This is a genomic window from Streptomyces sp. Ru72 (genome assembly GCF_002920635.1).
Classification (GTDB): Bacteria; Actinomycetota; Actinomycetes; order Streptomycetales; family Streptomycetaceae; genus Streptomyces.
In genome coordinates this window covers 1-12,725 of record NZ_PQSR01000158.1, presented here as the reverse complement: position 1 = coordinate 12,725, position 12,725 = coordinate 1, and the positions used below count along the sequence as shown (strand labels likewise).

Below are 12,725 nucleotides of genomic sequence, written 5' to 3'. Positions count from 1 at the left end.
GGCCGCGAGCCGCGCCACGAGGTGCTCCCGCACGGTGGCCCATTCCCCGTCGAACGGCAGCCGCACGCGGACGGGGTCGACCCCGCTGCGCTGCGGCAGGGGAGAGGGCGGGGTACGGGGGCGGCGTCTCATGGGGCTCCAGCGTACGAGGCGGCCGGAGCGGGCCGCGAAAGGCTAGGCGGTCGCCTCCTGCACCGCCGCCTCCGGTACGGGGGACGAAACGGGAGTCCGCCTCCGGTACGCCCGGTAGGCGGCGCCTGCTGCGACCGTCGCCGCGAGGAACAGCAGCGTGAACCACCGGAAGTACCAGTGCCCGCCCGTGGGGTCGTACACGGCGGCTCGGGGCCAGGCCAGGTTGACGGTCATCAGGAGGCCGTAGAGAAGGGCGAGGGCGTTCACCGGGATGCCCCAGCGGCCCAGCGAGAACAGCGGGGCGCCCACCTCGTCCGTGCCGCCGGCCTCGAAGCCTCCGCGCAGCCGCCGTAGCAGAAGAGGGCCCGTCACCATGGCGTAGGCCAGGTACAGCATCACGATGCAGGTGGTGCCGATCGCCAGGAAGGCGTCCGGCGAGGCGAAGTTGAGCAGCAGGAGGGCGGCGGCGAGGACGCCGACCACCAGGGCGGGCGCGCTCGGCATGCCCGTGCGCGGATTGACCCGTGCCAGGCGCCGTGCGAACGGCAGCCGGCCGTCGCGTGCCATGGAGAACAGCATCCGGCAGGCCGCCGTCTGGATCGCCAGCGTCGCCACCGCGATCGCCACCACCACGTCGGCGAGCAGCACCCGGCCGACCCCGTCGCCGAGGCTGCTGGTCAGGACGTAGCTGAGACCGTCGGTGCCGAGCCGGCCGTCCGTCAGGCTCGGCGCGGCCAGAATGCCGCCGAGGACGATGAGCCCGCCGAGCAGGCCCGCCGCGCCGAGCGCGGTCAGGATGGTGCGCGGCGCGGTGCGGCGCGGGTTGTGGGTCTCCTCGCTCATCTCGCCGGCGCTGTCGAACCCGATCATCACGTACGCCGCCGTGAACGACCCGACGAGCAGCGCACCGAGCAGCCCGCCCGTGCCGGAGGCGGTGTGGAAGGTGATGCCGGGGGAGCGCCGGGAATGGGTGAGCAGCAGCACGACGATCAGGCAGGCACCGATGATCTCGGCGGTGACCCCGATGCGGTTGACCGCGGACATCACCCGGTTGTCGACGACGTTCACGAGCGTGGTGAGCGCCAGCAGGATGACGCCGAGGACCGCCGCGTTCGCCGCACCGGTGGGCGAGGTGGGCGACGGGTCGCCGCCCACCAGCTGGAAGCCGGACCACAGCGGCGGCATCACCATCTGCAGCGCCAGCGCGGCCGCGGCGACCACCACGATCTGCCCGATCACCATGATCCAGCCGGCGAACCAGCCGAAGGTGGCGTTCGACAGGCGCGAGGACCACTGGTAGATGGCGCCGGAGATCGGGTAGCGGGCGGCCAGCTCGGCGAAGCACGCGGCCACCAGCACCTGGCCCGCCATCACTGCGGGCCAGGTCCAGAAGAAGACGGGCCCGCCGAACGCGTACCCGAACGCGAAGAACTGGAAGACGGTCGTCAGGACGGAGATGAAGGAGAACCCGGCCGCGAAGGAGGCGTACCGGCCCAGGCTGCGGTGCAGTTCCTGGCGGTAGCCGAAGCGCGCCAGGTCGGCGGCTCCCTCGGGGCCCGGAGGGTCGGGGCGGACGTCGGCGGGGGCGGTGCTCGTCATGGCGGCAACCTGCTTTCGCACTGCGCGCGAGAGTTCCTGTCGGGCGACAGAAATTGCTGTCGGGCGACCGAACGTAGGGAGCACCTGTTTCACCGGCGTCACGCCGCGGTGTCGGGGTCGGACCCAAGTCCTCACGCCTTCGCGAGAGCACCGCACGACAGGGCGGCGGCACCCGGGTATCCCCGGAGTGCCGCCGCCCTGGGTGTCCGACCGCGGTGTCCTACGCTGCGGACGCGCCCTCCTGCTCCGCCTCTATGCGCGCGTTCCACTCCCGCTTCGACGCCTGCCAGCCGTCCTCGTCGTGTCCGAGGCGCCAGTAGCCGGAGATGGAGAGGTCCTCGCGCGGCATCCCGTGCTCGACGCGCAGCAGCCGGCGCAGTTCCTTCACGAAACCGGCCTCGCCGTGCACGAACGCGTGCACCCGGCCCTCGGGGAACTGGAGCGCCCGTACGGCCTCGACCAGCGCCGCGCCGACCGGCCGCCCCCCGCGGTGCAGCCAGACCACCTCCACATCGGAGTCGATCTTCTGTTCCTCCCCGGGGCCGGCGACCTCCACGAACGCGTGCGCCCGGGCGCCGTCCGGCAGGGACTCCAGGGCCGCCGCGATCGCGGGCAGCGCGCTCTCGTCACCGGCGAGCAGATGCCAGTCGGCGCTCGCGTCCGGGGCGTAGGCGCCGCCCGGCCCCATGAACCGCACGGTCTCGCCCGGCTGCACCCGGGACGCCCACGGTCCGGCGAGCCCCTCGTCGCCGTGGATCACGAAGTCCAGGGTCAGCTCGCGGTGCTCCGGATCCCAGGCGCGCACGGTGTACGTCCGGGTCACAGGCCACTGCTCGCGCGGCAACTCCTCGCGGATGCGCTGCAGATCGAAGGGTTCCGGATAGGTGACGCCCTCGGCCGGAGGGAAGAGCAGCTTCACATAGTGGTCGGTACAGCCGCCCGCCGCGAAGCCGGCGAGACCCTCACCGCCGAGCACCACCCGCTGCATGTGCGGGGTCAGCCGCTGCGTGCGCACGACCTGCGCGGTGTGGGCCCTGCGCGCCTTGCCTGCGGGGCGCTCTGCCATGACGGCCTCCCGGTTCCCTGGGTTAGGTTCACCTAAGTTAGCATCTCCTGCCGGTCGACACCTCTTTCCCGACTCTCCCCCGGGAACGGGATGACACGTCTTCCCGGACCCGTCACACCCCGAGCGTGGTGAGCAGCCTCCGCAGTGAGCCGCCCAGACCCCAGCGGGTCTGAAGAGCGTCCAGTGCGGCCGGGTCGCGCGGCGTGCGCGGCAGCGCCGTGTCGACCTCCGGCAGCGGTACGTCCTCGGCGACCCGGACGACCGAGGGCGCGACCGCCACATACGGCCGTGCCTCGGCGAGCCGCCTGCGCTGGGCCGGCGTGAGCTTCGACGCCGGGTCGTCGACCGCCGCCATGATCCCGGCCAGGTCGCCGAACTCGGCGAGCAGCTTCGCGGCCGTCTTCTCGCCGATGCCCGCGACACCCGGCAGCCCGTCGCTGGGGTCGCCCCGCAGCAGCGCCAGGTCCGCGTAGCCCCGCCCGCCCACGCCGTACTTCTCACGCAGCGCCGCCTCGTCGGTGAGGTGCAGCGTGCCGACGCCCTTGACCGGGTACAGCACCCGCACCCCGCGCGCGTCGTCGACCAGCTGGAACAGGTCCCGGTCGCCGGTGACGATGTCGACCGGGCCCTTGGCGCGCGCCGTGAAGGTGCCGATCACGTCGTCCGCCTCGTACCCCGCGACCCCCACGCGCGCGATGCCCAGCGCGTCCAGGACGTCCTCGATCACCGGCACCTGCGGGGACAGCGTGTCCGGCACCTCCTCCACGTCCGGTTCCGCCTCGTGGGCCTCGGCCACGCGGTGCGCCTTGTAGGAGGGGATCAGCTCCACCCGCCAGTGCGGGCGCCAGTCCGCGTCCATGCAGGCCACCAGATCGTCAGGACGGTGGTCCTTCACCAGGCGGTCGATGAAGTCGAGCAGCCCGCGCACGGCGTTCACGGGCGTGCCGTCGGGTGCCTTCACGGACTCCGGCACGCCGTAGTAGGCGCGGAAGTACAGCGAGGCGGTGTCGAGGAGCATGAGCCGTCGAGTTCTCTGCGTCACGTTCCGCATCATGCCGTACGGCGCCGACAGTCCCCCTTGCGTGGGCGTTGCGTGCACATGCGTGGCAGTAGTAAACGCCTTGTGAACTGGGCCACCCCTGCGTTTGGCCTTGATGATCGGGGGCAGGGGCGCCTCGAAGCGATGCCGGTTGCAGATTCAACGTTTGCAGCGGCTCGGAGGCTTCGAGACGAGAGGTACCTGTGTCTTCCAGGCTTGAGGCCGAGCACCTGTACAAGGTGTTCGGCAGACGACCGGATCGGGCGGTGGAACGGCTCCGGCAGGGGGCCGGCCGTGAGGAACTACGCGCCGACGGGACCACCGCGGCCGTGATCGACGCGTCCTTCACGGTGGAGCCGGGCCAGATCTTCGTCGTGATGGGCCTGTCCGGATCCGGCAAGTCCACGCTGCTGCGCATGCTCAACGGCCTGCTCGAGCCGACCGCCGGACACGTCCGCTTCGACGGCCAGGACCTCACCGCCCTCGGCCCCCGCGAGCTGCGTGAGGTCCGCGCACGGAAGATCAGCATGGTCTTCCAGCACTTCGCGCTCTTCCCGCACCGCAGCGTCCGCGAGAACGCCGCCTACGGCCTGGAAGTGCAGGGCGTGCCCCGCGCCGAGCGCCTGAAGCGCGCCGACGAGGCGCTCGCCCTGTGCGGCCTGGCCGGCTGGGAGAAGTCGTGGCCCGACGAGCTGTCCGGCGGCATGCAGCAGCGCGTGGGGCTCGCCCGGGCGCTCGCCACGGACGCCGACCTGCTGCTGATGGACGAGTCGTTCAGCGCGCTCGACCCGCTGATCCGCCGCGACATGCAGGACCAGCTGCTACAGCTGCAGCAGACCCTGAAGAAGACCATCGTCTTCATCACCCACGACCTCAACGAGGCCATGCGCCTGGGCGACCGCATCGCCGTGATGCGGGACGGCCGCATCGTGCAGATCGGCACCGCCGAGGACATCCTGGTCCGCCCCGCCGACGACTATGTCGCCTCCTTCACCCAGGACGTCGACCGCTCCCGGGTGCTCACCGCCGGCGCGGTCATGGACACCACGGTCACCGGCGACGCCCCGGGCTGCGGCTGTGAGACCGCGACCCCCGACACGCCGTTCGCCGAGCTGTGCGGGATCAGCGCCCGGCTCTCCCATCCCGTCGGGGTGGTCGACGAGGGCAACCGGCTCATCGGTGTCGTACCGCGGGAGCGGCTGGTGGGCTTCCTGGGGAACGAGGCCGCCGACCCCGCACCCTGCGACAACCGGCGCGACGCCCACGGCGGGAAGGCGGTCGCCCGTGCCTAGGATCCCGTTCGGCGACTGGGTCAACTCCCTGGTCGACTGGCTGCTGCACCACATGGCGTGGCTGTTCGACTTCTGCAAGACCGTCTTCCTGGGCGCCTTCGACGGCATCAACGCCGTGCTGCAGGCCCCCGAGCCGCTGCTGCTCGCGGGGATCTTCGCCGTGATCGCGTTCTGGCTGCGCGGCACCGCCGCCGGTGTCCTCGCCTTCGCCGGCTTCGCCTTCATCGACTCCCTTCAGCTGTGGGACGACGCGATGGTGACCCTGTCGCTCGTCCTCGTGGCGACGCTCATCGCGCTCGTCGTGTCCGTGCCCGTAGGCATCTGGGCGGCCCGCTCCAGCCGGGTCGGCGGCCTTGTGCGGCCGGTGCTCGACTTCATGCAGACGCTGCCCGCGATGATCTACCTCATCCCGGCGATCCTGTTCTTCGGCACCGGTGCGCCCGCCGGCATCGTGGCCACCCTGATCTTCGCCCTCGCGCCCGGCGTCCGCATGACCGAGCTGGGCATCCGCCAGGTCGACAAGGAGCTGGTGGAGGCCGCGGAGGCGTTCGGCACCACCCCGCGCGACACGCTGCTGCGCGTCCAGCTGCCCCTCGCCCTGCCGACCGTCATGGCCGGCGTCAACCAGGTGATCATGCTTGGCCTGTCCATGGCGGCCATCGCCGGCATGGTCGGCACCGGCGGCCTCGGTGGCGACGTCAACGAGGCCATCGGCCAGCTCGACGTGGGCCTCGGCTCCGAGGCCGGTGTCGCCATCGTCATCCTGGCGATCTACCTGGACCGCATGACGAGCGCGCTGGGCACCCAGGTCTCCCCGCTGGGCCGCCGCGCCGCCGCCCGGCTGCGCGCCGCGCAGGGCCTGAAGATCTGGTCCTACCGGCCCCGGCCCGCCGTGGCCGTGATCGGCGTGGTCGTGCTCGCGCTGGTCGCCGGCGGCATGGGCGTTTTCGCGGGCGGCGGCAAGTCCGCCACCGCGGCCGACGCGCAGAACGTCGGCCAGGGCAAGAAGATCACCATCGGCTACATCCCGTGGGACGAGGGCGTCGCCTCCACGTTCCTGTGGAAGGAGGTCCTGGAGCAGCGCGGTTTCCAGGTCGACGTCAAACAGTTCGACGCCGGTCCGCTCTACACCTCGCTCGCGCAGGGCGACATCGACTTCGAGACCGACTCCTGGCTGCCCACCACGCACCAGCAGTACTGGAAGAAGTACGGCAGCCGGCTCGACGACCTCGGCTCCTGGTACGGGCCGACGTCGCTGGAGCTGACCGTGCCCTCCTATGTGAAGGGCGTCGACTCGCTGGAGGACCTCCAGGGCAAGGCCGCCACCTTCGGCGGGAAGATCACCGGCATCGAGTCCAGCGCCGGTGAGATGGGCCTGCTCAAGAGCACGGTCCTCAAGAAGTACGGCCTGGACAAGGAGTACCAGGTCGTCGACAGCTCCACGCCCGCGATGCTCGCCGAGCTCAAGCGCGCCTACGAGCAGAAGAAGCCGATCGTCGTCACGCTCTGGTCGCCGCACTGGGCGTACAACGACTACGACCTGAAGAAGCTCAAGGACCCCGAGGGCGCCTGGGGCAAGGGCGACTCGGTGCACACGCTCGCCCGCAAGGGCTTCGCCCAGGACAACCCGGTCGTGGGGACCTGGCTGAAGAACTTCAGGATGGACGAGAAGCAGCTCACCGGCCTGGAAGCCGCGATCAACAAGGCCGGGAAGGGCAGGCAGCAGGACGCCGTGCGGGCCTGGCTGAAGAAGAACCCGGGCGTCGTCGACAGGCTCGCCCCGGTGCGGAAGTCCGCGGCGGGCAGCCCGGCCGAGGCGAAGCGGCCGCTGAACGTCGCCTGGTTCCCCTGGGACGAGGACGTCGCCGTCACCTACCTGTGGAAGAACGTCCTCCAGCGGCGCGGCTACCGGCTCGAGCTGAAGCAGATGGACGTCGGCCCCGTCTACACGGGACTGGCGGGCGGCGACCTCGACCTCAACTTCGACGCCTGGCTGCCGTACGCCCAGAAGAACTACTGGGACAAGACGAAGGACAGGCTCACGGACCTGGGCACCTGGTACCGGCCGACCTCGCTGGAGATCGCCGTGCCCTCCTACGTCAATGGCGTGAGGTCCCTGGAGGACCTCAAGGGCAAGGCGAGCACCTTCGACGGGAAGATCATCGGCATCGAGCCCGGCACCGGCGAGATGAACCTGCTCAAGACGAAGGTCCTGCCCGGCTACGGTCTCGACAAGGAGTACCAGGTCGTCGACGGCTCCACGCCGGCGATGCTCGCCGAGCTGAAGCGTGCCTACGCGCAGAAGAAGCCGGTCGCCGTCGTCCTGTGGTCGCCGCACTGGGCGTACAGCGAGTACAAGCTCACCAAGCTCGCGGACGACAAGAAGCTGTTCGGCGAGGGCAACACGATCCGTACCATCGCCGCCCGAACGTTCCCGGACCGGTACCCCCAGCTCACCAAGTGGATCAGGAATTTCACGATGAGCGAGGCGGAGCTGGGCAGCCTGGAGAGCGAGATCAAGAACCGCGGCCAGGGCCATGAGGAGGCCGCCGTGGCCGCGTGGGTGCAGCGGCACCCGGACATCGTGCAGCGGATGACCCCCCAGTAACCCGCCCGTAGCCCTCCGGGACGACAGCCGGAGCACTCCCCGGACCGCGAGCCGCCCGGCGCCCTGCGCGCCGGGCGGCTCCGTACTTCCGTACGAGCGCCGAACGAGGCCGTGCGCAGCCGTACGAGAGGAATCCGGACAACCCCGCAACGGCCCAATGCGCCGATCGTGACCGTACGGCTCTCTTCGCTGACCGGCTCCCGACGCCTACGGCACCTCGCGTGGGCCGCCCCGCGCCCCTGGTCAGCCGTTTTCTCGCAGGTGAGCGCGGCGTGCGCGGGGAGGCGGGACGGCTTGTCCGGTGGCGCGAACCCTGACCTTCACCACTCTTGTATATGACACCGATGTGACGGGCGCATGAAACGGTTTGCCGAACATGCGTAGGGTGCAGACAACTCAGAAGAAGCAGTGGACCGACGAGCGAGGGAGGGAGCCGGAGCGATGGGCGACCACAAAGAGCAGCCCCTTCGGGTGGGCGCGGCCGTACGGCGGCGGCGCCGCGCGCTGGAGCTCACCCTCGCCGTCGTGGCCGAGCGCAGCGGGCTGTCGGTGCCCTTCCTGAGCCAGGTGGAGAACGAGCGGGCGCGTCCCAGCCGGCCCTCCCTGGAGCGGATCGCCGACGCCCTGCGGACCACCGCCGTCGACCTGCTGGCCGCGGCCGACCCGGCGTGCAGCGTGGACGTGCTGCGCGCCGACGACGAAGCGGTCCCGCCGGGGCAGGCCCGGGTGCGCCCGCTGGTGCGCGGGCACCACCAGCTGCACGCGATGGAGTTCATCGGGGACCACGACGAGGGACGCGAATTCCAGCACCGCAACGACGAGTTGATGTACGTCGTCGAGGGTGCCGTCGAGATAGAGGCGGAGGGCCGGGCGCACCGGCTCGGGCGGGGGGACACGCTGTACCTGAGCGGGGGAGTGCGGCACCGCTGGCGGGCGACCGTGCCGGACACCCGGGTGGTGGTGGTCGCGGTCGCGGACCACATCGAGGCGGTCGAGGACCGGTCGCGTCGCCGCTGACGTGCTTGCCGTCACCGCCGGGGCCAGAGGAGGCAGGATGCGGGTCGTCTCACTGGTGCCGTCGCTGACCGAGGCCGTGACCGCCTCCGTGCCGGGCGCCCTGGTCGGCGCCACCGACTGGTGCACCCACCCGGCGGGACTCGACGTCGTCCGGATCGGCGGCACGAAGAACCCGAAGGTGGACCGGATCGTCGCACTCGCCCCCGACCTGGTGCTCGCCAACGAGGAGGAGAACCGCGGACCGGACCTCGCCGCCCTGCGTGAGGCGGGCCTGAACGTCCTGGTCACCGAGGTGCGAAACGTTCCGCAGGCCTTCCGCGAGCTGGAGCGGGTGGTGGCGGCGTGCGGCGCGCCGGCCCGGCCCCGCTGGCTGGACGAGGCGGAGGCCGCGTGGTCACGGCTGCCGGAGCCGGGGACCCGGACGACCGCCGTCGTCCCCGTCTGGCGCAGACCCTGGATGGTGCTGGGCAGGGACACCTTCGCCGGGGACGTCCTGGCCCGGCTCGGCGTCGGCAACCTGTACGGGACGCACCCCGAGCGCTATCCGAAGGTGCCCCTTCAGGAACTGCGGGACGCCGCCCCCGATGTGGTGGTGCTGCCCGACGAGCCGTACCGCTTCACCGCCGAAGACGGTCCGGAGGCATTCGAGGGGCTGCCGTGCGCACTGGTCAGCGGGCGTCACCTCACCTGGTACGGGCCCTCGTTGATCCAGGCACCACACGTCCTCGCCCGGGCGCTGCGAGCAGCTCGCCGCTGACGACACCCCGGCCGGTCCGGACGGCGGCCACGGCCCATGCGGCGACGAGCAGCGCGTACAGTCCCACCGCGAGCCCGCCGAACGCGGCGAGCCCCGTGCGCCGGGCCAGCGCCTCCGCGCCGGTCGCACAGGTGCCGACCGGGAACGTGAACGCCCACCAGGCCATGGTGAAGCCCATGCCCCGCCGCAGGGCCCGCACCACCAGCGCGGCCGCGAGTGCCAGCCACAGCAGGGCGAAGCCCATGACCGGGACGCCGTACAGCACGGCGAGGACGGCGAAGCCCTCGGCGTACGGGGCGGGTACGGTGCCGCCGGCGGCGTCGGCGGCGGTGCCGACGGCGGTGGTGGACTGGCCGAGCGGGCCGAGCACCAGGAACAGGGTCGGTGTCAGGGGCAGCGGGAGCGGTCCCGCGGTGATGAGCCGGGTCAGGATCGGCGGCAGGGTCACGAGCGTGGCCAGCAGGCTCAGTCCGAACAGGGCGAGACAGGCGAGGAGCAGCGTCTCGCGGGGCCGGCCGGCGGGCAGGTGCGGGACCAGCAGCGGGCCCTGGGCCGCGGAGACCATGGGAGCGACCAGGGGCAGCAGCCACACGGGGCTCGCCTGGTCCGGCTGGATGCGGTGACGGGCGACCATCAGATACGGCACGGCGACGGCTGCGACGAGACCGATGACAGTGCCTGCGGTGAACAGGACGGTGTCCGCGGCGATGGCGGGGCCCGCCCCGATCCAGTCCCGGCCGACGGCCAGGGTGGCGCCGCCGACGGCGAGCAGGGCCATGGCCAGGCAGCCGTAGAAGGGGGCGACGGCGGAGTCGAGCAGATGGGCGCGGGCCTGGTCGCGGTGGTGGACCCAGTGCAGGGTGCGGGCGACGAGCAGGGCCGCGAGCAGGGCCGCCGCCAGCGCCCAGACGGCCGTGCACGCGGTCCGCAGCCCCGGCAGGTGCACGGGGCCGGGCAGACCGGCGCCGGCGGTCGCCACGATCGCGGTGCCCATCACGGAGGCGTACCAGTTCGGTCCGAGGTGCCGGACGGCGGAGGCACGTCGGGAGCGGGCGGGCAGGGGGAAGGCGCTCCTCACGGATCTCCGTGAGAAGGACCCTCGGGGCTGGGCTGCGGTGACCATGGATGCACGGTCCCGTCGGGCAGCGACCGGCACCAGGGATCACGCCTCTATGGGGGCATAAGCTGTGTTTATGACTGAGAGTGTTGAGGCGAGCGTTCCGGGAGCGGGTCTGGCGCATCGGGTGCCGGATCTCGGGGCGCTGGAGCTGCTGCTCGCCGTGGCCCGGCTGGGCAGTCTGGGGCGGGCCGCGCGGGAGCTGGGGATCACCCAGCCGGCGGCCAGCAGCCGGATCCGGTCGATGGAGCGGCAGCTCGGGGTGGCACTGGTGGACCGTTCGCCCAGGGGGTCCCGGCTGACGGACGCGGGGGCGCTGGTCACCGACTGGGCGGGGCGGATCGTGGAGGCGGCGGAGGCGTTCGACGCGGGGGCACAGGCGCTCCGGGGCCGGCGGGACTCACGGCTGCGGGTGGCCGCGAGCATGACGATCGCGGAGTACCTGTTGCCCGGCTGGCTGATCGCCCTGCGCGCCCAGCGGCCGGACACGGCGGTGTCGCTGCTGGCCGGGAACTCGGCGGCGGTCGCGGAACGGTTGCTCGCGGACGAGGCCGACCTGGGCTTCGTCGAGGGGCTCACCGTGCCGGTGGGCCTGGACGCGGCGGTCGTCGCCCGAGACCGGCTCATCGTGGTGACGGCGCCGGGGCACCCGTGGGCCCGCCGCCGCGGGCCGCTCACGGCCGGGGAACTGGCCTCGACCCCGCTGATCCTGCGGGAGGAGGGCTCGGGCACCCGTCAGGTCCTGGCAGCGGCCCTGGGCGGCCTCGCCCGTCCCCTGCTCGAGCTGTCGTCGACCACCGCGGTGAAGGCGTCGGCGGTGAGCGGCGCCGGCCCGGCGGTCCTGAGCGAACTCGCCGTGGGCGAGGAGCTCTCGGCCCGCCGCCTGGTGAGCGTGCCGGTCGACGGCGTACACCTGGACCGCGCGCTGCGCGCGGTATGGCGCACCGGGCACCGCCCGACGGGCCCGGGACGTGATCTGCTGGGGCTGACGCGGCACAACGGACCGGGCTGACCGGCACAGAGGCCACGGCTGACGTGGGGGACGAGCACAGGGCCGACGCAGGGAGGAGGCCAGGGCCGGCGCGAGAGATGAGCGCCAGGGATGCCTGTGGCGTCTCCCGGCGTCCGCGCATCCACACGTACACCGCAGGATGCCCGCGGACAGGAACGGCACGCCCTGGTGGACGGCCGCGTAGTGGGCTCCCGCGATCAGCCGGAACGACAGGGCCGCGGCGATCAGGTCCGGACGAGCCCGGCAGGGCGGACCGCTCGAGTCGGCCGGGCACGACCTGAGCGACGAGCTGTGGTCGGAGGGACTGCTCGCGCAGGGGCCGGAGGCGATCACCGAGGCACACCTCGCGTCCTACGAGGCGGGCGCGGGCGTGGCGATCGACTCCAGCTGTCAGGCGACGTTCGAGGGCTTTCGCGAAGCGCGGCATCGACCGTGACCGGGCGGCCGAGCTCCTCGCCCTGAGCGTCGAACTGGCCGTGAGGCGGCGGGACAGGGACGGCAGAAGGGCGCGACGTGGCAGCTGCGGGTGGCGGCGTCCGTCGGCCCGTACGGGGCGGGGCGATGCTCGCGGACGGCTCGGAGTACCGGGGCCGCTACGGCCTCACGGTGGCCGAACTGGAGGTCCTCCACCGGCCGCGCCTGGAGGTGCTGGCGGCTGCCGGCCCGGCGTACTGGCGCCGGAGACGGTCCCGGACTCGGACGAGGCCACGGCGCTCCTGCGCGCGCTACGCGGGCTGGGCCTCCCGGCCTGGCTGTCCTTCACGGTCTCCGGCGACCGCACGCGCACGGGTCAGCCGCTCCAGGAGGCGTTCGCCTTGGCCGCCGAGGCGGAGGAGGTCATCGCGGTGGGCGTGAACTGCCGTGCGCCCGAGGACGCGGACCCCGCGGTCGAGACGGCCGTGCGGTCCACCGGCAAGCCGGTGGTGGTCCACCCGCACAGCGGTGAGTCCTGGGACGCCGAGGCCCGTGTCTGGGAGGGCCGTTCCACGTTCACGGCTGCCCGGACCACGGCTGGCGTGACGCCGGGGCGCGGCTGATCGGGGGGCTGCCGGTGGGGCCGGGAAGCGATCGCCTCGACTGCGGGGA

Annotated in this window: 9 protein-coding genes and 2 pseudogenes; 6 read left to right on the top strand and 5 right to left on the bottom strand. The window is 72.3% G+C overall.

Annotation, left to right across the window (positions count from 1 at the left end):
* The 4 genes and pseudogenes from C3488_RS42190 to C3488_RS37335 all read right to left on the bottom strand — a co-directional run.
* Positions 1–132, bottom strand: a pseudogene (locus C3488_RS42190) (pseudouridylate synthase); the annotation flags it as partial.
* A 42-nt stretch (positions 133–174) separates the two neighbouring features.
* Entirely contained in the window at positions 175–1,731 is a 1,557-nt protein-coding gene (locus C3488_RS37345; protein WP_103845304.1) for an amino acid permease, read from the bottom strand.
* Positions 1,732–1,951: 220 nt separating this feature from the next.
* Positions 1,952–2,797 (bottom strand): siderophore-interacting protein, encoded by an 846-nt coding sequence (locus C3488_RS37340; protein ID WP_103845303.1) that lies wholly within the window; start codon positions 2,795–2,797, stop codon positions 1,952–1,954.
* A 112-nt stretch (positions 2,798–2,909) separates the two neighbouring features.
* The gene (locus C3488_RS37335; protein ID WP_258053888.1) at positions 2,910–3,848 is read right to left on the bottom strand and encodes a 5'-3' exonuclease; all 939 of its coding nucleotides are present in this window, start codon (positions 3,846–3,848) and stop codon (positions 2,910–2,912) included.
* A 191-nt stretch (positions 3,849–4,039) separates the two neighbouring features.
* Here C3488_RS37335 and C3488_RS37330 point away from each other — a divergent pair, with 191 nt between their 5' ends.
* The 4 genes from C3488_RS37330 to C3488_RS37315 all read left to right on the top strand — a co-directional run bounded on the left by C3488_RS37330 (position 4,040) and on the right by C3488_RS37315 (position 9,510).
* On the top strand, positions 4,040–5,128 hold the full coding sequence (locus C3488_RS37330; RefSeq protein ID WP_103845301.1) for a glycine betaine/L-proline ABC transporter ATP-binding protein: 1,089 nt from the start codon (positions 4,040–4,042) through the stop codon (positions 5,126–5,128).
* Positions 5,121–7,736, top strand: a complete 2,616-nt coding sequence (locus C3488_RS37325; protein ID WP_103845300.1) for an ABC transporter permease/substrate binding protein — start codon at positions 5,121–5,123, stop codon at positions 7,734–7,736. Before C3488_RS37330 ends, C3488_RS37325 begins: the two co-directional genes overlap by 8 nt.
* A 441-nt stretch (positions 7,737–8,177) precedes the next feature.
* Positions 8,178–8,753 carry a helix-turn-helix domain-containing protein gene (locus tag C3488_RS37320; protein WP_103845299.1) on the top strand — a complete coding sequence of 192 codons (576 nt, stop codon included), beginning with the start codon at positions 8,178–8,180 and terminating at the stop codon, positions 8,751–8,753.
* Positions 8,754–8,790: 37 nt separating this feature from the next.
* On the top strand, positions 8,791–9,510 hold the full coding sequence (locus C3488_RS37315) for a helical backbone metal receptor (protein ID WP_103845298.1): 720 nt from the start codon (positions 8,791–8,793) through the stop codon (positions 9,508–9,510).
* On the opposite strand, the gene C3488_RS37310 is transcribed toward C3488_RS37315, so the two are convergent.
* A complete protein-coding gene (locus tag C3488_RS37310) occupies positions 9,437–10,633 on the bottom strand; it encodes a TDT family transporter (protein ID WP_103845297.1) in 1,197 nt (398 codons plus the stop codon). The genes C3488_RS37315 and C3488_RS37310 overlap by 74 nt on opposite strands.
* Before the next feature lie 70 nt (positions 10,634–10,703).
* Here C3488_RS37310 and C3488_RS37305 point away from each other — a divergent pair, with 70 nt between their 5' ends.
* Both C3488_RS37305 and mmuM read left to right on the top strand, forming a co-directional pair.
* Positions 10,704–11,639 carry a LysR family transcriptional regulator gene (locus C3488_RS37305; protein ID WP_103845296.1) on the top strand — a complete coding sequence of 312 codons (936 nt, stop codon included), beginning with the start codon at positions 10,704–10,706 and terminating at the stop codon, positions 11,637–11,639.
* Positions 11,640–11,835: 196 nt separating this feature from the next.
* Positions 11,836–12,725: pseudogene (gene mmuM / locus C3488_RS37300) on the top strand (homocysteine S-methyltransferase); the annotation flags it as partial.

What these genes read in the sequence shown, in the direction of transcription:
- C3488_RS37345 (WP_103845304.1), bottom strand. Translation starts at nt 1,731, where the DNA reads ATGACGAGCACCGCCCCCGCCGACGTCCGCCCCGACCCTCCGGGCCCC.
- C3488_RS37340 (WP_103845303.1), bottom strand. Translation starts at nt 2,797, where the DNA reads ATGGCAGAGCGCCCCGCAGGCAAGGCGCGCAGGGCCCACACCGCGCAG.
- C3488_RS37335 (WP_258053888.1), bottom strand. Translation starts at nt 3,848, where the DNA reads ATGCGGAACGTGACGCAGAGAACTCGACGGCTCATGCTCCTCGACACC.
- C3488_RS37320 (WP_103845299.1), top strand. Translation starts at nt 8,178, where the DNA reads ATGGGCGACCACAAAGAGCAGCCCCTTCGGGTGGGCGCGGCCGTACGG.
- C3488_RS37315 (WP_103845298.1), top strand. Translation starts at nt 8,791, where the DNA reads ATGCGGGTCGTCTCACTGGTGCCGTCGCTGACCGAGGCCGTGACCGCC.
- C3488_RS37310 (WP_103845297.1), bottom strand. Translation starts at nt 10,633, where the DNA reads ATGGTCACCGCAGCCCAGCCCCGAGGGTCCTTCTCACGGAGATCCGTG.
- C3488_RS37305 (WP_103845296.1), top strand. Translation starts at nt 10,704, where the DNA reads ATGACTGAGAGTGTTGAGGCGAGCGTTCCGGGAGCGGGTCTGGCGCAT.